The 17,867-nt window shown below is 70.1% G+C and carries 21 protein-coding genes and 2 tRNA genes; 10 read left to right on the top strand and 13 right to left on the bottom strand.

Features of this window, described 5'->3' with window-relative positions; all coding sequences use genetic code 11:
- The first annotated feature begins 118 nt into the window (after positions 1-118).
- Positions 119-982: a carbon-nitrogen hydrolase family protein gene (locus KI388_RS10170; protein ID WP_215086526.1), complete on the top strand. Its 864-nt coding sequence runs from the start codon at positions 119-121 to the stop codon at positions 980-982.
- 73 nt (positions 983-1,055) lie between these two features.
- Positions 1,056-1,604, top strand: coding sequence for a DNA starvation/stationary phase protection protein DpsA (gene dpsA / locus KI388_RS10165; protein WP_215086525.1), 549 nt, complete (start codon positions 1,056-1,058; stop codon positions 1,602-1,604).
- A 136-nt stretch (positions 1,605-1,740) separates the two neighbouring features.
- Here the strand turns inward: dpsA and KI388_RS10160 are convergent, their stop codons facing one another.
- From KI388_RS10160 to KI388_RS10145, 4 genes are all read right to left on the bottom strand, one after another.
- Positions 1,741-2,286, bottom strand: coding sequence for a DUF1684 domain-containing protein (locus KI388_RS10160; RefSeq protein ID WP_215086524.1), 546 nt, complete (start codon positions 2,284-2,286; stop codon positions 1,741-1,743).
- Positions 2,287-2,375: 89 nt separating this feature from the next.
- On the bottom strand, positions 2,376-3,077 hold the full coding sequence (locus tag KI388_RS10155) for a helix-turn-helix domain-containing protein (protein ID WP_215086523.1): 702 nt from the start codon (positions 3,075-3,077) through the stop codon (positions 2,376-2,378).
- A 108-nt stretch (positions 3,078-3,185) separates the two neighbouring features.
- Positions 3,186-3,464: a hypothetical protein gene (locus KI388_RS10150; RefSeq protein ID WP_215086522.1), complete on the bottom strand. Its 279-nt coding sequence runs from the start codon at positions 3,462-3,464 to the stop codon at positions 3,186-3,188.
- Positions 3,461-3,859 carry a helix-turn-helix domain-containing protein gene (locus KI388_RS10145; RefSeq protein ID WP_215086521.1) on the bottom strand — a complete coding sequence of 133 codons (399 nt, stop codon included), beginning with the start codon at positions 3,857-3,859 and terminating at the stop codon, positions 3,461-3,463. The genes KI388_RS10150 and KI388_RS10145 overlap by 4 nt, the downstream gene beginning before the upstream one ends.
- 169 nt (positions 3,860-4,028) lie before the next feature.
- Here KI388_RS10145 and KI388_RS10140 point away from each other — a divergent pair, with 169 nt between their 5' ends.
- From KI388_RS10140 to rnhB, 3 genes are all read left to right on the top strand, one after another.
- Positions 4,029-5,663, top strand: coding sequence for an NAD-binding protein (locus KI388_RS10140; RefSeq protein WP_215086520.1), 1,635 nt, complete (start codon positions 4,029-4,031; stop codon positions 5,661-5,663).
- A gap of 86 nt (positions 5,664-5,749) precedes the next feature.
- A complete protein-coding gene (locus tag KI388_RS10135) occupies positions 5,750-6,121 on the top strand; it encodes a 30S ribosomal protein S8e (protein WP_215086519.1) in 372 nt (123 codons plus the stop codon).
- 80 nt (positions 6,122-6,201) lie between these two features.
- Entirely contained in the window at positions 6,202-6,912 is a 711-nt protein-coding gene (rnhB, locus tag KI388_RS10130; protein ID WP_215086518.1) for a ribonuclease HII, read from the top strand.
- 32 nt (positions 6,913-6,944) lie between these two features.
- Here the strand turns inward: rnhB and KI388_RS10125 are convergent, their stop codons facing one another.
- The 6 genes from KI388_RS10125 to KI388_RS10100 form a co-directional block, all read right to left on the bottom strand.
- On the bottom strand, positions 6,945-7,646 hold the full coding sequence (locus KI388_RS10125; RefSeq protein WP_215086517.1) for a TMEM165/GDT1 family protein: 702 nt from the start codon (positions 7,644-7,646) through the stop codon (positions 6,945-6,947).
- Positions 7,643-8,347 (bottom strand): metal-dependent transcriptional regulator, encoded by a 705-nt coding sequence (locus KI388_RS10120; RefSeq protein WP_215086516.1) that lies wholly within the window; start codon positions 8,345-8,347, stop codon positions 7,643-7,645. Before KI388_RS10120 ends, KI388_RS10125 begins: the two co-directional genes overlap by 4 nt.
- 173 nt (positions 8,348-8,520) lie before the next feature.
- A complete protein-coding gene (locus KI388_RS10115) occupies positions 8,521-10,125 on the bottom strand; it encodes a preprotein translocase subunit SecD (protein WP_215086515.1) in 1,605 nt (534 codons plus the stop codon).
- Positions 10,125-11,006: a protein translocase subunit SecF gene (gene secF, locus KI388_RS10110; protein ID WP_215086514.1), complete on the bottom strand. Its 882-nt coding sequence runs from the start codon at positions 11,004-11,006 to the stop codon at positions 10,125-10,127. Before secF ends, KI388_RS10115 begins: the two co-directional genes overlap by 1 nt.
- Positions 11,007-11,087: 81 nt before the next feature.
- Entirely contained in the window at positions 11,088-11,558 is a 471-nt protein-coding gene (locus KI388_RS10105; RefSeq protein WP_215086513.1) for a DUF5812 family protein, read from the bottom strand.
- A gap of 60 nt (positions 11,559-11,618) precedes the next feature.
- Entirely contained in the window at positions 11,619-12,161 is a 543-nt protein-coding gene (locus KI388_RS10100; protein ID WP_215086512.1) for a hypothetical protein, read from the bottom strand.
- A 79-nt stretch (positions 12,162-12,240) separates the two neighbouring features.
- Between KI388_RS10100 and KI388_RS10095 the strand changes: the two genes are divergently transcribed.
- Entirely contained in the window at positions 12,241-12,909 is a 669-nt protein-coding gene (locus KI388_RS10095; protein WP_215086511.1) for an undecaprenyl diphosphate synthase family protein, read from the top strand.
- A gap of 9 nt (positions 12,910-12,918) precedes the next feature.
- Here KI388_RS10095 and KI388_RS10090 read toward each other — a convergent pair whose 3' ends face one another.
- The 3 genes from KI388_RS10090 to KI388_RS10080 all read right to left on the bottom strand — a co-directional run bounded on the left by KI388_RS10090 (position 12,919) and on the right by KI388_RS10080 (position 15,646).
- Positions 12,919-14,097: an inorganic phosphate transporter gene (locus KI388_RS10090; protein ID WP_215086510.1), complete on the bottom strand. Its 1,179-nt coding sequence runs from the start codon at positions 14,095-14,097 to the stop codon at positions 12,919-12,921.
- A 694-nt stretch (positions 14,098-14,791) separates the two neighbouring features.
- Positions 14,792-14,862 (bottom strand) — tRNA-Gly (locus KI388_RS10085).
- A gap of 76 nt (positions 14,863-14,938) precedes the next feature.
- Positions 14,939-15,646, bottom strand: a complete 708-nt coding sequence (locus tag KI388_RS10080) for an enoyl-CoA hydratase/isomerase family protein (protein WP_215086509.1) — start codon at positions 15,644-15,646, stop codon at positions 14,939-14,941.
- Positions 15,647-15,705: 59 nt separating this feature from the next.
- Here KI388_RS10080 and KI388_RS10075 point away from each other — a divergent pair, with 59 nt between their 5' ends.
- The 4 genes from KI388_RS10075 (at position 15,706) to KI388_RS10060 (ending at position 17,835) form a co-directional block, all read left to right on the top strand.
- The gene (locus KI388_RS10075) at positions 15,706-16,368 is read left to right on the top strand and encodes a hypothetical protein (protein ID WP_215086508.1); all 663 of its coding nucleotides are present in this window, start codon (positions 15,706-15,708) and stop codon (positions 16,366-16,368) included.
- A gap of 96 nt (positions 16,369-16,464) precedes the next feature.
- A tRNA-Thr gene (locus tag KI388_RS10070) sits at positions 16,465-16,536 on the top strand.
- A gap of 228 nt (positions 16,537-16,764) precedes the next feature.
- Positions 16,765-17,355 carry an Rrf2 family transcriptional regulator gene (locus tag KI388_RS10065; RefSeq protein ID WP_215086507.1) on the top strand — a complete coding sequence of 197 codons (591 nt, stop codon included), beginning with the start codon at positions 16,765-16,767 and terminating at the stop codon, positions 17,353-17,355.
- Positions 17,356-17,358: 3 nt separating this feature from the next.
- Positions 17,359-17,835 carry a hypothetical protein gene (locus tag KI388_RS10060; RefSeq protein WP_215086506.1) on the top strand — a complete coding sequence of 159 codons (477 nt, stop codon included), beginning with the start codon at positions 17,359-17,361 and terminating at the stop codon, positions 17,833-17,835.
- Positions 17,836-17,867: the final 32 nt, after the last annotated feature.

The raw sequence follows: 17,867 nt of genomic DNA, 5'->3' as shown, positions 1-17,867 counted from the left end.
CGGTCGGTCGGCGCCCCGTCCGTATCGTCCTTGCGGCCGCGGCTGGGGGGCGGGATCGAGCCCGCGGCCTCACCCCCGAAGCCCGGACGTTTTGCTCGCCCGCGCCGAACGCGACGGCGTGAGCGACCGACCCGCCGACGCGACCCGCCGAGACCCCGCCGATCCGACCGTCGCCGTCCCGCAGGTCGCCGTCGACGACCTCCGCGCCGACGCGAACCTCGACCGGCTCCGGGACCGGGCCGCCGACCTAGGTCCCGCCGTCGACCTCGCCGTCTTCCCCGAGTACGCGCTCACGGGGTTCGCGGCCGACGAGCGGCTCCGGGAGGTCGCGCTCTCGCGGGGCGCCGCGCGGGAGCGGCTCGAATCCGTCGCTGAGGCGGCGGACGCGGCCGTGATCGCGGGCTACGTCGGGCGCGACGCCGAGAGCGCGTACAACGCGACCGCGTACGTCCCGGCGCCGGGGCGGTCCGCCGGCGAGGACTCGGGCGCAGGGGCGAGCGACGGGGTCGGGGAGTTCTCGGTCTACCGCAAACGACACCTGTGGGGCGAGGAGGCGGCGTGGCTTGACCCGGGCGACGACCGCGTCGTCGTTCAGACGCCCGCGGGGTCGACCGGGCTGTTGACTTGCTACGACCTCAACTTCGTCGCGGAGAGCGCGTGGTTCGCGGAGCGCGCGGTCGACGCCCTCGTCGTCGTCGGCGCGTGGCCCGCCGACCACGCCGCGAACTGGCGGCTGCTGTGTCGCGCCCGCGCGCTCGACGGCGTCAGGTGGGTCGTCGGCGCCGGACGCACCGGGACCGCGGGCGGCGCACGACCCACGGAGGCGGCGACGTACGCCGGCAGCTCCCTCGTCGCCCGCCCCGACGGAGCGGTCGCCGCGGAACTCGGCCGGGAACCGGCGACGCTGACCGCGACGCTCGATCGCGAGACGCTGTCCGCACAGCGCGACCTCGTGGGCGCCGTGGGCGAAGACCAAAAATAATCTTTTCAATTTCGAAAAAGTAGTTTTCTCAGTAGGAACTATTAAGTAGGTCGCGCGCGTATGTGTAACTGAAATGAGCACCCAGAAGCAGGCCCGTCAGCAGTACGGCGACGTTCACGAGAGCGAAGCGCTCCGCGTCCCCGAGGAGAAGGCCGAACAGCTCGTCGACGCGCTCAACAGCGACCTCGCGGCGACGTACGTCCTCTACCACCAGATCAAGAAACACCACTGGCTCGTCGAGGGCGCCGAGTTCCTCGGCATCCACGAGTACCTCGGCGAGGTCGCGGGCGACCTCGAAGGAGGCGCCGACGTGCTCGCGGAGCGCGCGCAGGCGCTCGGCGGCGTGCCGCTCTCGGGCGGCGCGAACTACGAGGAGCACGCCCCGGTGACCCCCGAGGACGCCGACGCCTACGACATCCGGACGTCGCTGGAGCACGACCTCAAGATGTTCGGTGACATCACCGAGCAGCTCCGCGAGCACATCCAGCTCGCCAACAACCTCGGCGACTACAACACCGAAGAGCAGCTCCGCGATATCCTCGAAGACGTCGAGGAGCACGGCCACCACCTCGAGCACTACCTCGAAGACGACACGCTCGTCACGAGCGAGACGCTCGAGTAAGCCGGCCGGCGGACTGCTTCCCGGGACGTTCCGGAGTCAGAATTTTTGTTTTTTCGACCGTTCAGCCCCGCAGCCGCCGCTACCGACGGTCCCGTACTCCGACCCAGCCGCCGCTACCGACGGTCCCGACCTCCGATCAGTCGAGATCAGGCGTCCGCTCGCCGGCCGGAATCGCGATCTCCAGCCAGTTCTCCTCGGGCGGTAGCGGGCAGGAGAACGTCTCGCTGTACGCGCAGAAGGGGCTGTACGCGAGGTTGAAATCGACCGTGACCTCGTCGCCGTCGGAGAGGTCCCGCTCCGGCGCCAGCTCCATGTATCGGCCGTTGTGATACGTCTGCTGGCCCGTCGTCTTGTCGCGGAAGGGGACGAAGACCGCGCCGTCGTCGCCCGCCTGTCTGTACCCCGCGAGCGTGTGCTCCTCGCCGCCTATCTCGAACGCGAAGGTGACGATCCGGAGGTACCGCACCGGGTTGCTCGCGGTCGTCTCCATCTCGACGGGGTCGGGGTCGTCGTGGACGGCCACGGTCGCCTCGACGCGGTAGTCGGGGTTCGGCGGGAAGTAGTCCAGCCCGTCGAACTCGTCGCGCTGCTCCGGCGGAATTGGCGACTGCTGGTGCTCGGCGAAGAACTCGTCTTTCTCCCGGCGGTTCGCGCGGAGGCGCTCGGCGTAATCCTCGCTCATGGGCGGTCCGACGGGCGCCCGGGGTTTCAGGTCCGCGGTTCGGTCGGCGGCGCGGTTCCGGCGCGGGGGTCAGCGCGCCGCCGCCGACCTCACAGCGCCTGGAGGTCCGCGAGGCACTCGTCGAGGTCGCGGTTCGACGTCGCCAGCGACACGCCGTCGACGCGGGCGAGGTCGGCGGCGTGGTCCCACAGGTCGCCGTCCTCGATGCCGTGGAGCACGACCGCGTTCGGCGTCGGGCTCACGACCCGCAGCGCGACGAGCGGCGACTCGCCGCGGGTCACCCGCGTGAACACGAGCGCGCGGTTCGTCGACTGGCCGTACAGCCGGTAGAACTCCTCGCTGGAGAGCCGGGTGATCGCCTGGATCGAGTCGATGACGGTGTGGCCGTTGACATGGTCGTGGTCGCCGCGGACGACCTCCGTCGCGCCCATCGCCTCGTAGAGCTCCTCTAGGGGGACCGCGGTCGAGTACTCGCGGAGGTCGTGGACGATATCGCTCTCGAACCCGGCCGAGAGCACCCGCGCGTGCTGGCGGAGCCGGCCGCCGCCGCGGCGCTCGTCGATGTCGAGGAGCCCCTCGACGGTGCGGCGGACGACGCCGATCCCCGGGCTCTCGCGGCGGCCGCTCTCGTAGTCGGAGATGACCGATGAGGAGACGCCGAGCTGGTCGGCCAGCTCCGTCTGCGAGACGTCGAAGTCGGTGCGCCACTTCCGGAGGGTCGCGCCCGGGTCGTCGCTCAGCGTTATCTCGCCGGCGATCCGGCGGGAGAGCTCCTCGCGTGCGTCGTTCATGGCGTGAATCGACGGCCGAGCGCCGCAAAAGGGTACCGTTCGTCGCGCGTCGAGACCCGACCGGACCGACCGACGCCCGCGAGGGGCGTCGACCGCGGCCCGCGAGGGTCACTCCAGGTACAGCGAGTAGACGATGACGCCGAAGCCGACCGCCGTGAGGAGGCCGTCGACGGCGATGCCGACCGCGAGGTCGGCGCCGATGATCTGGTGAGAGACGCCGCCCAAGAGCGCCCCGACGGTGACGATGCCGAAGCCGACCCCCAACTCCCGGAGCGACCGGTCGCCGGTCCGGTCGTACGCGCGGAGCGCGTAGTAGGTAATGCTGCCACCGAGTACCAGGATGGCGGTCTTTGCGACGATGATAGACAGGTCGATGTACGGGTTCATGTTTCCTCTCGTAGCTCCGACCACAGGTCGGCCAGTCGCTCGTCTCGGGTCCGCTCCGGACGGGAGAACTCCACGCCGAACTCCCGCCGGTCCGCGCCGTCCTCGCCCCCGTCGTCGACGGAGACGGTGACGGCGTCGAACGACACCGAGTACCGCGTCGTGTGCTGCCCGTCCCGCCGGATGTCGGTCGACTCCGACAGCAGGGAGGCGTCGGTGAGCTTCTCCAGCTTCCGGTAGGTCGTCGACAGGGGTATGTCGCACTCCTCGGAGAGCTCGCTCGCGGTCTTCGGCTCGGTGAGCGCCGCGACGATCCGACGGGCCGCGTCGTCGGCCAGCGCGTCGAGCACCTCGTCGACCGACGGCGGCTCCGGGTCTCGCGACGGGTCCCGCACCATACGCGACGGTTCGGCCCCCGAAACTTAAAGCATCGAATTTCGCCTGACTCGGGGTCGGTCCGACCGGCCGCCAGGCGGGCGACGGGACGGCGGGGAACGGACCGAGGACGCGGCAGTCGAACCGCGCGAGTCCGCCCGTTTTTGTACCGCCACGGCGTATCGCGGCTCGATGGACACGTGGAAGCGGCGGGTCGTGTTGTACGCCGCCTTTCTCGGAGGGATGATAGCGTTCACCGCTGTCACGTATCAGTGGGGGATGCGCGTGTACGAGAACGACCCGCGCACCCTGATCGAGTCGCTCCGGTTCGCGGTCGAGATGTTCTCCACCACCGGGTTCGGCGGCGATGCGCCGTGGGAGAGTCAGGAGATGAACGCGTACATCGCCGTGATGGACCTCGTCGGGATGGCGCTGCTCTTCGGCGCGCTCCCCGTCGTCGCGACCCCGCTCCTCGAGTCCGCGTTCTCGACGACCGTCCCCCGCTCGCTGGAGGGCGACGCGGAGGGACACGTCGTGGTCGCCTCCGACACCACGCGCTCCGACGCGCTGTTAAACGAGTTCGACTCGGAGGCGGTCCCGTACGTGGTCGTCGAACCAGACCCGGACCGGGCGCTGGCGCTGTACGAGGCGGGTCACACGGTCGTTCAGGCCGACCCGCAGACGACCGCCGGGCTCGAGAGCGCCCGCCTCGGCGCGGCCCGGGCGCTCGTCACCGACGTTTCAGACCGGGTGGACGCGAGCATCGTGCTCGCCGCGAAGGAGCTCTCGACGGACGTCCGCGCGATAAGCGTCGTCGAGGACCCGTCCCGCGAGCGCTACCACCGCCTCGCCGGCGCGGACGAGGTACTCTCTCCCCGGTCGCTGCTCGGGGAGAGCCTCGCCTCGAAGGTGACGACCGCGGTCCGCACCGACCTCGACGAGGCGGTCGCCATCGGGGACTCGCTACGGATCGCGGAGGTGTCGATCCACCACGGCAGCGGCCTCGCCGGGTCGACGCTCGCCGGGAGCGGGATCGGCGAGCGCACCGGCGTGGACGTGATCGGAGCGTGGTTCAACGGGGCGTTCGAGGCGGCCCCGCCGCCGGACGCGACGCTGTCTGCGGGGACGGTCCTCCTCGTCTCGGGGACCGAGGGGCAGGTGGAGCGGCTCGTCGACCTGACCAACTCGGCGGCACGGCGGTTCGGCGCGGGCGAGACGGTCGTCATCGGCCACGGACAGGTCGGAAAGACCATCGTGAACGCGCTCAGGGAAGCCGGGCTCCCGGTGACGGTCGTCGACCGCGACGGTGGCGAGGCGATCGACGTGGTCGGCGACGCGACGGACCCGGAGACGCTGCGGGAGGCCGGCGTCGCGGACGCGCGGACCGTCGTCCTCGCGCTCCCCGACGACACCACCGCCGAGTTCGCGACGCTCGTCGCGCGGGACCTGGCGCCGAACGTCGAACTGCTCGCGCGGGTCGCGGACCCCGAGAGCGTGCCGAAGATGCACCGGGCCGGTGCCGACTACGTCCTCTCCCTCTCGACGGTGACGGGCCGGATGTCCGCGTCGGCCGTGCTGACGGACCGAGACGTGCTCTCGCTCGACACGCACGTCGAAGTCGTCAGGAGCGAGACGCCGGCCCTGATCGGCCGGACGATCGGGGAGGCGGCCGTGCGCGAGACCACCGGCTGTACCGTCATCGCGATCGAGCGCGACGACGAGCTCGTCACCGACGTGGGGCCGGGGACGCGGATCGAGCGCGGCGACGAACTCGTCGTCGCCGGCACCGATGAGGGGGTCCGCGCGTTCGAGCGCGCGTTCGCCTGAACCGGCTCGCGGCGCTGGTCCCGCTCCCGCCGCCGTTCCCGGGACGAGTCGAACGGTTCAAGTATTCGCTGGCTGTTCGTAACCGTATGAAAGACCAGGGACGCTCCACACGCAAGCGGACCGGCGGCCGACTCAAGCACGCCTCGAACAAGAAGCGCCACCAGCTCGGCCGCGAGCCCGCCGAGACGACGGTGGGCGAGACCCGGCTCCAGTACATCGACGCCCGCGGCACGGACCAGAAGGTCCGCGCGCTCTCGACGAACGTCGCGCAGGTCGCCGCCGACGGCGACGTGAGCGAGGCGGAGATCGAGAACGTCGTCGACAACCCCGCGAACGTCAACTACGTCCGCCGGAACATCGTCACCAAGGGCGCCATCATCGAGACGTCCGCCGGCCGCGCCCGCGTCACCTCCCGTCCCGGCCAGACCGGGCAGGTCAACGCGGTCCTGCTCGACTGACGCCGACGCGACGCCGTCGCCCGACGGCTCCGTCGGAGCCTTTCTGAAGGTATTTCCCCTCGCTTCCCCACTACCGACGCGTGTACCTCGGCGTCGACGAAGCCGGCAAGGGGCCCGCGCTCGGACCGATGGTCGCGGCGGCGGTGGCCGCTGATCCGGCGAGCCTCCCGGCCGACGTTGACGACTCGAAGCGGGTCGCGCCGGCGCGGCGCGTGGAGATGGCCGCGGCCCTCAGGAGTGACCCCTCGGTCGCCGTCGGGATCGCCCGCGTCGAGCCCGCCGAGATCGACCGACCGGACACCGACATGAACACGCTCACCGTCCGCGGGCAGGCGCGGGCGGTCCGGGCGGCGCTCGCGGACCTCCCTCCTGAGGCCGACGACCCCGTCCGAGTCGTCGCGGACGCGGGCGACACCAGCGAGGAGCGGTTCGCGCGGCGCCTCCGCGAGTTCGTCGAGAGCGACGGCGAGGACGGGACTCCGGAGGTGGACGAACCGCTCCCGTCGGTCGACGTGACGGCCGCCCACGGCGCGGACGCCGATGACCCCGCCGTCGGTGCCGCGAGCGTCGTCGCGAAGGCGGTCCGCGACGCCGCGATGGCCGAGATCGACGCCGCCTATCCCGACTACGACGACCTCGGGAGCGGCTACCCGAGCGACCCCGCGACGCGCTCGTTTCTCGCCGCGTACGTCGACGACACCGGCGAGCTTCCCGACTGCGCGCGCGAGTCCTGGAGCACCTGCGAGGACGCGCTCGCGGCCGCCGAGCAGTCGGCGTTAGACGAGTTCTGAGACGGGAGCGAAGCGAGCTCGCCGGGGACGGCTCAGAACAGCCCGCCGACGAGACCGCTGACCGCGCCGACGAACGTCTCCCACACCGAGAAGCCGGTCGCGATCGACAGCACGGTGTCCGCGCCGAAGAAGGCGAAGAGCAGCGCGGAGCCGAGGTGCGCGAGCCGCATGTCGACCCGGCCGGCGAACTTGTGGAAGAAGTAGGCGTTCGCGAGGCTCACGGGAATGATCGCGAACATCTCTCCGACCCAGATGGCGGACGTCGCGCCGTACTGGACCGCCAGCCCGATGGTGACGAGCTGGGTCTTGTCCCCGAACTCGCCGGTCGCGGTGAGCGCGAAGATGGGCAGGAACCCGCCGAGCGACCCCGAGTACCGGTCGAGTCGCCCCGGGAGCGAGAGGTCGTCGAACGCGGCCAGCCCGCCGTCCGTGCGCTCCGCCTCGGCGCTCGTCCCGCGGGCCGGCGCGGACCGGTACAGGAGGACCGCGAAGACGAAGAACAGCACCGCGGTCACGGCGTTGAGCACGAGCGGGGGCAGCGCGGACTGGAGCGCCTGCCCGAACGCGATCTCGACGGCGGTCCAGCCGGCGAACGCGGAGCCGGCGGCGGCGACGACGACCTTCGGGTCGTACTTCGTCGCCAGTCCGGCGATCATCAACTGGACCTTCTCGCCCGGTAACACCGCGAGCTGGGCGGCGAACGCGACGACGACGATCTCGGCGTAGCCGGTCATGCGTCACCCGCCTCCTGCCCGTCGCTCGCGGCGCTCGACTCCGCCGCGCGGCGGACGTACACGCGGTCCGCGACCGCCTCCGGCAGCCCGTGTTCGTCGCCGTCGCTCGTCCGGACCGTGACCAGCCCGAAGGAGGTGACGTCGACCACCTCGACGGTCGTCCCCGGGGTGATCCCGGCGTCGACGAGGAACTCCAGCACGTCCGGGTCGCGGTCGCTGACGCGGGCGACCGCGCCGCGCTCGCCGGGCTTCATCGCGGCGACGAGCGTCGTTCCCGCGTCCTCCGGCGTCGACAGGTCCGCCGGGGGGATCGGGTCGCCGTGCGGGTCGGCGGCGGGGTAGTCGAGGACCCGTTCGACCCGCCGGGTGAACTCCTCGCTGACGTGGTGTTCGAGCGCGTCGGCCTCGTCGTGGACCTCGGTCGCCTCGTAGTCCAACTGCTCCGCGAGGAACGCCTCGATAAGCCGGTGTCGGCGCACGACCTCCAGCGCGGCCACCTCGCCGGCCGGCGTGAGTTCGACGCCCGTGTACTTCTCGCGGGAGAGCAGCCCCCGGTCGGAGAGCGTCTCCACCATGCTCGTCACCGTCGCGGGGGTCTTGTCGAGCGCCTCCGCGATCTGCGAGGTGGAGACCGGGGGTCCCGCGCGGGACTCGATCCGATAGATCGCCTTGAGATAATCTTCGACGGCGTCGGTCGGCATGCCCGCTTTTGACCGGTCTAAATTAATAGTTTGTCGGATAGATCGCCTGCTCTTGATGAACCCAACCCAAGGCTCTACCGAGACGAAGATAATCAAAAAGACAGCGGCAGAAGCGAGAGAACTGACCGATCGTGGGGTACACCGGGGGAGTCGACCGACGACCCGGACCCGGCTTACTTGACCGTCAGCAGGCGGCGCAGGATGTCGCCGTACGCGGGCCGGGTGATCAACACGCCGATCAGCACGCCGAGGACGGTGAAGATGGCGAACCCGGAGAGGTCCCCGAGCGACAGCACCATCAGCGGCGACATCGCGATAATCGTCGTGGCCGCGGCCGCGCCGATGACCCAGAACGCCTGCCGGAACCGCGAGTCGAACACCGTCCGGGAGTTCACGTCGCCCTCGCTCATCACCTGGTCCGCGATGATGACGAGGTCGTCGACGCCGGTCCCGACCACCGCGATGAAGCCCGCGATCACCGCGAGTTCGAGCGGGTAGCCGAGCAGCGCCGCGAAGCCGAGCAGGGCGTACACCTCGGCCAGCGCCGTGACGATCATCGGCAGGGCGACCCGCGGCTCGCGGTAGCGGAGGAACACCATGCCGGCGACGGCGAACACCGAGAGCACGCCGATGACGAGCGAGTACGTCCGGAAGTTCTCCCCCTGCGAGGCCGAGATGGACGAGGAGGTCCCCTCGCCGCTGATGTCGAGGTCGGCCGGGAGCGCGCCGGCGCGGAGGTTCAGCGAGATCTGCTGCGCCTCTGCGAACTCCCCGGTCGTGAGCCGGAACCGCCCGGTCTCCGCCCACGAGCCGTCACCCATGTCGCCCGCGAGGCCGGAGTCCATCCCGAAGGAGTTGATGACCTCGCCGTCGACGACGAGCAGGAGACACGGGTTCCGATCCCCGTTCACCTCCTCTATCTCGCCGGTCTCGGAGTTGTACCCGCACTGGTCCGCCTGCGTCTCGTACGCGTCGGGGAAGCCGCGCTGAACCACGGCGTCTTGGAACCCGTGTGCCGGCGACTGGCCGTCGTCGTCGCTGTTGCGAACGGTGACGGGCACGTACGCCCCCGGGCCTCGGTCGCTTTGCGCCGCGGTCCCGATCTCGTCGAAGTCGCCCTGAATCAGCGCGCCCTCCTGAACGGCCGTCCCGTTCCCGTCGGCGTACGCGATGTCGATCCGGACCGTCCCGCGCTCTTCGAGGAGGTCGATAACGTTCTGTCGCCCCTCGCCGGGCACCTCCACGAGGATAAAGTACTCGCCGGTGAGCGACTGGACCTGCTGGACGCTCCCGCCCGAGAGGCCCGCCTCGTTGATCTTGCCTTGGATGACGTTCATCGTCTCGTCGCGCGTCTCCTGCGTGACGCCCGACCGGACGTCGCCGTACTCGTAGCCGGCGGCGTCCATCGCCGCCCGGAACTGCGACTCCGTCACCGAGGGCTCCGTCACCTCCACCGCGCTCTCCTCGGGAACGGCGCCGACGTCTCGCGTCGAGGCGTTGTCGAGTTCGGCCGCGACCGCCTCCGCGACGGTCCCCGGCGCGTCGCCGTCGAACGCGACGTCGGTCGCGGTGTACCCCGAGAGCGGCGCGCGGACGCGCGTCCCGCCGGCTAGGTCGAGGCCGTACTGGAGGTTCGTGATCCCTTCCCGGGCCTCGCTCGCGTTCTCGCCGGGCGCCGGGTCCGGACCGAATCCGGGCGCGAACAGCGCCACGGACGCCCCGATCACGACGACGACGAGCAGCAGGATCCGCCAGTTCTCCTTGATCGGTTCGAGCATTACCGCGCCACCCCCTCGAACTTGTACCAGCGAAGCAGCGAGACGTTCATCAGGTACGTGTTCATCAGGTCGGCGCACAGCCCGACCGAGAGGATGATCCCGATGTCACGGAGGAGTCCGACCCCGAACACGGAGGCGACGACCGCCATCACGACCATCGCCGCGATGGAGGTGAGCGTCATCGTCACCCCGGTCCGCATCGCGCGGCTGACCGACTCGTAGAACTCGCCGGTGCGGCGCAGCACGGAGTCGTTCAACAGGATGTCCGAGTCGACGCTGTACCCGATGATCATCAGCAGCGCCGCGATAGTCCCCAGCGTCATCTGGATGCCGAGGAGGTTCATCGCCGCGACCGGGATCACCAGGTCGGAGAACGCGGACGCGACGACCGCGATCGAGGGGACGAACGTGCGGAACAGCGCGAACACGAGCACGCTCATCCCGAGGAACGCGAGCGCCACGCCGAAGAGGGCGGTCCGCGCGGTGTCGCTCGCGAAGCTGGGCGACACCTGGTCGACCGCGGTCGTGGTCAACCCCGCCGCGTCCGCCTGCTCCTGGAGGTCGTTCGCGAGCCCTTCGGGGTCGTCCTCGGCGGCCTGGAACGTGACGACGACGACGCTGTCGCCGGGGATCGTCCGGACCGAGTCCGGCTCCCGGTCGAAGGCCGTCTGGATCTGCTGTTCGACGTCGCCCCCGTCGTCCGCGATTCGTAGCTCGACGCCGCCGGTGAATTCCAGCCCGAGGTTCGCCGGCGCACCCGTGGCGACGAACCACCCGCCGATGATCGCCAGCGCGAGGACCAGAAACGCGAGCGGCACCGCCGCAAGCTGCCGGTTCGAGTAGTCGGTGTAGTTGACTTTCGGCACCTCGATCGCTACCATAAACACCGCTTCCCCCGCGTGCGCGAATAAGCCTTCTTATCTGGCGACCCGGCGGCGGGACGGGCGCCCCGTCCGCCCGCGCTACGGGAGGTATCGAACCGCGACGACCCCCGGCTCCGACCGGACCTCGACGCGGTTCACGCCGAACCGGGCCGCTCGCGAGAGCGTCCCCTCGCGGTCGTCGATCACGTCGGCCACCGCCGCGTCCGTCTCCGACTCCGGCGGCGTCAGCACGTGGATTTCGCCCACGCCCGCGCGCTCTTCCCGTGCGAGCTCTCCGGTCGGCGTCTCCGCGGCGAGTTCGCGCTCGTGGACGGTCGGCGGCTCCGGGCTCTCCTCGATCGACAGCGGGCGACGCTCCTCGACCTCGATCACCTGGTAGGTGACCTCCATCGGCGGGTCGGGGGCGACGGTCGCCTCGACGGCGTCGTCGACGTCGAGTCCGGGGTTCGAGCTCAGCGTGTGGACCTGTCCGTCGTGGACGTCTTTCAGGACGGCCGAGTCGCTCTCGACGTGCGTGACGAGGAACGTACTCTCCTTCTCGTCGGTCATTGCGCTCGGGTAGTCGCTCGGGCGACTTCCGGCTTTCGAGCCGCGGACGGTGATTCGCGCCTACGTCGCCCCGCCGCCGGCCGCCGCCTCGTCGTCGCCTCCCCCCCGAAGCCGGAAGTGCGTCGCGAAGACCGCGAGCGCGGCCGCGACGGGCGGGACGAACCCCGCCGGCTGGGGGAGCGCGTACAGCGCGTTGATAATCACTGAGCCGCTCGGGTCGCGGAGCCCTTCGGGCGCCGAGATGACCAGCCCGAGGTACAGCGAGACGAGGAACAGGAAGCCGGCGACGCCCATCCACCGGTCGTACGTGGCCGCGACTCGATCGCCGCGGCGGTGGCGGCGGGCGACGAACAGGATCGGTGCGAGCAGCGGTCCGACCGCGCCGAGCCCGGCGACCACGAACAGCGACCGCGAGAAGAGGAACGTCCCCCCCTGCGCCGAGACGGTCTCGCCCATCCAGACGACCAGTCCGAGCGTGACGACGAGCGCGACGAACCCGGCCGTCAGCGCGCCGAGCGCGGCGTACGCGCGCATCGTCCTCGACTCGGTCGCGCGGAACGCGTAGGGGATCGCGCCGAACACCCCGCGGTAGCTGTCTGCCATCGACACCAGTAGGTGCGGTGGCGAATTAAATCCCTCGTCGGCGGGAAGTCCTTTATACGCTCGACCGGATCCCTCCCACGTGGGTCTCTACGACGCGTACCTCGCGACGCGCCACCGCCTCCACGACGCCGAGCCGCCGGCGCACGTCGCCTTGGTCCTCACGGAGCGCGACCTTCTCGCCGACGGCGCGTTCGACACGCTGTCGTCGTCGGTCGGCTGGGCGTTCGAGTACGGCGCGGAGCGCGTCACCGTCTCCGTCTCCGTCCTCGACCGGGCGGTCGCCCCGACGCTGGTCCGAGAGCTGCGCCGCCTCGACGCCCCCGCGGAGACCGTGGTTCGCGGGCCGGACGCCGACGGGTCACCGGGAGGGACCGCCGACGGCCAAGACGGCCCAGACGCCGACCGGTCGCCGGACAGCGACGCGGACGCGCCGGTCCGGATCTTGGTCGGTCTCGGTGGGAAAGCGGAGTTCGCCGGCGCGGTCCGCGAACTGGCGACCGACGTCGCGGACGGCGAGTTACCTCCCGACGCCATCGACGAGGACGACGTCGCGGACCGGCTGTTGTTCCCTGAAGAGCCCGACTTGGTCATCAAGACCGGCGCCGAGCGGCTCTCCGATTTCGCCATCTGGCAGTCGGTGTACGCGGAGCTGTACTTCACCGACGTGAACTGGCGGGACTTCCGCAGGCGAGAGTACCTCCGCGCGGTGTTAGACTACCAGAACCGGCAGCGCCGGTTCGGCCGGTGACCGGCCCCCTCAGAGCTGACCCTGCCAGACGAAGGTGAAAAGCAGGGTGAACGTCACCAGCGCGCCCACCGTCGAGAGGATCGGCACGATGTTCTGCATCAGCACGACGCGCGCGCTCGTGCCCGGGTTGAACAGGTCCGAGGCCGAGGGGATGTCGCTCGCGCCGCCCTCACCGATCTCCGGCATCTCGTCGGCCGTCAGCGCGCCGACGGAAACCTTCGGCTCCTTCTCGCCTTTGATCCCCTGTCGCACGGTCACCGTGCGCGTCGCGCGCCCCCAGCCCAGCCCGACGATCGACATCGTCGCGATGATCACGAACGAGGCGGGGATGCCGACCGCCGAGAGGCTGATGACGATCCCGGAGGAGACGACGGCGACGACGATGGCGGCCGTCAGCGGGAGGTCGGTGATGTCGTTGCCGAGCGTGTCGAGCGTCCGGCGGGCGATGGTGAACGCGCCCACCGCGACCGCGGCGCTCCCGAGGAGGATCATCGGCTCCATCTCCACGCCGTCGAGCGCAACGAGCGGCGCGATGGCGTTCGCGATGTTCGAAGTGCCCGAGGAGAACGCCATCAGACAGCCGATGGCGATGACGATGATCCCGCCCGTCAGCTCGCGCCGCGTCGTGTTCGGCCCGAGGACCGGTCGCGGAATGGTCTTCGACCGGTCGAACTCGAACAGCGCGCCATCGGTGCTCTCTATCGCCACCCAGCGGTCGATCGCGGAGTAGAAGTAGCGCCCGACGACGCCCGACACCCAGAACCCGATGATCGGCGCGACGAGCCACCAGATCGCGATCTCGCCCATCACCGCCCAGTCGAGGGTGTTCGTCGCGATCCCCAGCCCGGCGATGGAGCCGACCGCCGTCATCGACGTCGACGCCGGGACCCCGGCGAAGTTGCCGATGAACAGCGCGCCGCCGATGAAAAAGAGGACGATGATGCTCGTCTCCAGCGTGAACACGCTCGCGCCCGTGACGAGGTCCTCGCCCAGCGTCGTGACCACGCGCTGGCCCAGCGTCCCCGCGCCGACGAAGAAGAACACCGACATCAGCGCCGCCGCGCCCGCCTTCGATAACACGTCTGCGCCGACCGCCGGCCCGAACGCCGGTCCCGTCGTCGCCCCGCCGATGTTGTATCCGACGAACGCCGCCACCGCGACCCCGACCAAAAGAAGAATTTCGACCATATACGCCAACAGAGTACGCACGCGCTGTTAAACGGACGGGGTCCGTCCCCGTCGGGTCCGCTCGTCGGACGCTCGCGCTGCGGGCACTTCGAGTGACGGAAGAGAATCCGATACGGTATTTAAATGACGATGGGATCCGGTGTATACTATTTATAAACGAGCGAGGCGGCGGCGCGTGCCTGTGAGGCCGCCTTGCGGCCGAGCCGCGAGGGACCGAAGGTCCCTCTGGAAGCCGGCGCTTCGCGCCGGCGACAGCACGCGCGAGGGAGTCGGCGGTCCGGAGCGAAGCGGAGGACCGCCGACGAGGCTGGGGAGGCGTGAGGTGCTGTGCGGAGTTGGGCGGGACTCAAAGGGGCAGCCGTGAGGACGAAGCACGGCGACGCAAGCACCGCAACGAGAGAGCGAACGGAGTGAGCGACCGGGTGAGGAGCGCAGCGAGCCGCGCGAGTCCTCGCGAGTCCTCGCGGCTGGGGCTTTGGCGGTGTTCACCGTTGAGCGGTGGTTTGTTATTTATAACGAACAGCTGGAGCTTTGGCTGTGTTCGCAGCGGAGACGACTGAAAGGAGTGCACCGGCCGAGATTTGAACTCAGAATCAGACGTGCTCGCTCACGGCTCGCTTCGCTCGCCGTTCGCTGCGCGCGACTGATAGCGTTCAAATCTCTCTCGGTGACTTTGCTCACTTCGTTCGCAAAATGCACCGGCCGAGATTTGAACTCGGGTTGCAACCATGGCAAGGTTGCGTGATACCACTACACTACCGGTGCGTGCTTCGCATCTGGCAGTTGGTCGGAGACTCACTTAAGTCTGTCACATCGGGACGGTCTCCATCGACGCGGCGCCTCACTCTCCCCTCCGTCGAGCGATCTCCGCCGCGTGGGCGTCGTGAAGGTCGGCAAACGCCGCGGCCTCCGCGTCCTCTTGTGTCCCCTCGTCCCGTCGGTCCCGAATCCGGCGTTTGATCGCCGCGAGCGCGTCCGGCTCGCCCGCCGCAATCTCGTCGGCCACCGAGCGGGGGTCGTCGACGACGCGCGACACGAGTCCGGTCCGGAGCGCGGCCGCCGCGTCGAGGACCTGCCCCGACAGCGCGAAGTCGAGCGCGTCGCCCTCGCCCATAATCCGCGGGAGCCTGACGGTCCCGCCCCACGCGCCAAACAGGCCGAGCGAGACGCCCGGCTCCCCGAACGTCGCCCGCGGGGTCGCGACCCTGACGTCCGCCGCCAGCGCCAGTTCGACGCCGCCGCCGCGGGCCGACCCGTCGATTCCGCAGACGACGACCGACGGCGACGCCGCTATCGCGGCGGCGACGCGCTGGCCGCGCCGCGCGAACGCCTCCGGGTCGTCGAGCGCGGCGACCGCGTCGAGGTCGGCGCCGGCACAGAAGGCGTCGCCCGCGCCGCGAAGGAACGTCACCGGCCGGCGTTCGTCGGCTTTCGGCTCCGCGAACGCCTCTCGGAGGGCGGTCAGGTCCGCGGGGCGGAGCGCGTTGCGCGCCTCGGGGCGGTCCAGCGTGACGACGCGCACGTCGCCGTCGGTTCGGGTCCGGATCACGGTACGGGATTCCGTTCGTTTCCAAAGGTCTTTGCCCTTCGCTCGTCTACCGGATGGCAATGGACGATGCCGCGCGAGCGCGTGACGCCGCGCGAGAGGCGCTCGCGGACGTGGAACCCGAACAGCTCCGCGAGGCCCTCGACGCCCGGATCGGCGACGCGGCGGTGACCCCCGGCGTGCTGGCGCTGGTCACGGCTCGCGCGCTGGAGTCGGAGGTCGACCTCGCGGACGTGGCCGACCGCGCGGCGGGCGTGCAGCTCATCTACGAGGGGCTGCGGCTCACCCGCACGGTCGCCCGCGAGGAGCCGTGGGTGACCGCGCCGACCGCCGCCGACATCGACGCGGACATGGACGTCCTCGCCGCCGACGTGCTCGTCTCCCGCGGCTTCTCGCTGCTTGCCTGTACCGACGCCGCCCGCCCCGCGGTCGACGTGGTGCGCGCGTTCGGCCGCGACCAGACCCTACGCGACCGCGAGGGCACGGACCCCGAGACGGCGGCCGGGCTCGACCGCAACCTGGAGGTGGACGCCCTCGAACTCGCGGTCGTCGCCGGCACCACCGCCGTCGGCGGCGACCCGCCCGAGGAGCTGCTCGAATACGCCCGCGACCTCGCCGCCGACTGCGACGGCGAGTTCCCGCCCGCGGGCCGGGCGCTACCGGAGGCGACCGCCGACCGCATCGCGGACATCTCCGACCGGGCCGTCAGCGCGACGGACAGTTAGTCGGCGGAGAGACGTTTCGGGACCTCGGCGATTCCCCGACGCCGCGCCCGCGAATCGAAACCCATAAAGTCGAATCCGGTCAACGACAGTTTGCGTGCCTGGGTAGCTTAGCGGTAAAGCGCGTCCTTGGTAAGGACGAGACCCCGAGTTCAAATCTCGGCCTAGGCTTTCTTTGCTCACTATCTCCGATAGTTACACCTCCGTTACGTAGTGAGACACCGGTCGAAGGGGACGAACGAGCTCCCGGTAGTGTCTCGATGGAATACCACGCGCGTCTTCACTCGAGCATGGACGGGTCACGGCGCCGACATCTCGTCTCTGTGAGGGACTCGACCGAATCTATCGTGATTTAGTACGCTCCAAAATACTATATTCCCTCACAGCCTTCGTGGCCGTATGAACGACGGAAGCCCACCGGAGGAGTTCGCGGACATCAACGAGGCGGTCGGCGCCGAGTGGGAGGCCGAAACGACGCCGTACGAACGCGTCCGGCGCGTCATCGAGCACGCGTACGACCTCGTCTCGGCCGACACGGTCGCGGAGGAGGCGCGAACCGCGCCGAAAACCGCCCGCAAACACCTAAACGCGCTCGCGACGGAGGGGTTCGTCGAGACGGCGAACGGCGACCACGGCGGGACGCTGTACCGGCGCTCGCCGGAGTCGCTGGTCGTCGAGCAGGCCGCGGAGATCCTCGAACGCGTCTCCACCGACGACCTCGTCGCTCGGATCCGAGAGATGCGGACGCGGCTCGCAGAGCTCCAGTCGGAGTACGGCGTCGAGTCTCCTGAGGAACTGACCGTCGACCGAACGAACCACGCGCTCGCGGCGTCCGAGTCCGCGTCGGATGGCCCCGATCCGGAGACGGTCCGCGAGTGGAAGACGCTCCGGCGGAACCTCGCGTTCGCGAACGCGGCCCTCTCGATCGGCAACGCGGAGCGGTTCGTCGACGACGACCGCAGCCCCGGCGACGGCGGCGTCCCCGTATAACGCATGCCGGAGCCACGGGACGAGGCCCACGCCCTCAGGGGGGCGACCGACCGCCCGGCGCTGCTCGCGATCCGCGACATTATCGAGGAGATGGAGCCGCTCGCGACGGCCAGCCTCGACGACTACCTCAATCCGTCCGTGCTCGAAGTCGAACTCGCGGACGGCCTCCGCGACGCCGAGGAGGCCCGCATCGACGTGACGTGGACGACGCGAGACGATTACAAGTACCACTACACGGACCCCACGGGCGTGGACCTCCGGTGGGGAAACCATCTCCACGGCGGCGACTACGTCCGCGCCTCCGAGCAGGAACACTATCACCCGCCGCCGGACGCGAGTTCGGATCCCGACGCGGTCGAGGCGTCCTGTATCACGCGGTCCCCCGAGGAACTGGTCACCCGCGCCGTTCTCAAGCTGTGGCGCGTCGCCTACCACGCGGACTCGCACGCGCCGCTCAACGCCGCGAGCAACTCGCCCTGAATCGGCGCCGGTGACCGATCGAATCTCCGCGG

Source organism: Halorubrum sp. 2020YC2 (assembly GCF_018623055.1).
Lineage (GTDB): Archaea > Halobacteriota > Halobacteria > Halobacteriales > Haloferacaceae > Halorubrum.
The sequence above is the reverse complement of the archived record's forward strand: the minus strand, read 5'-3'. Positions and strand labels throughout refer to the sequence as shown.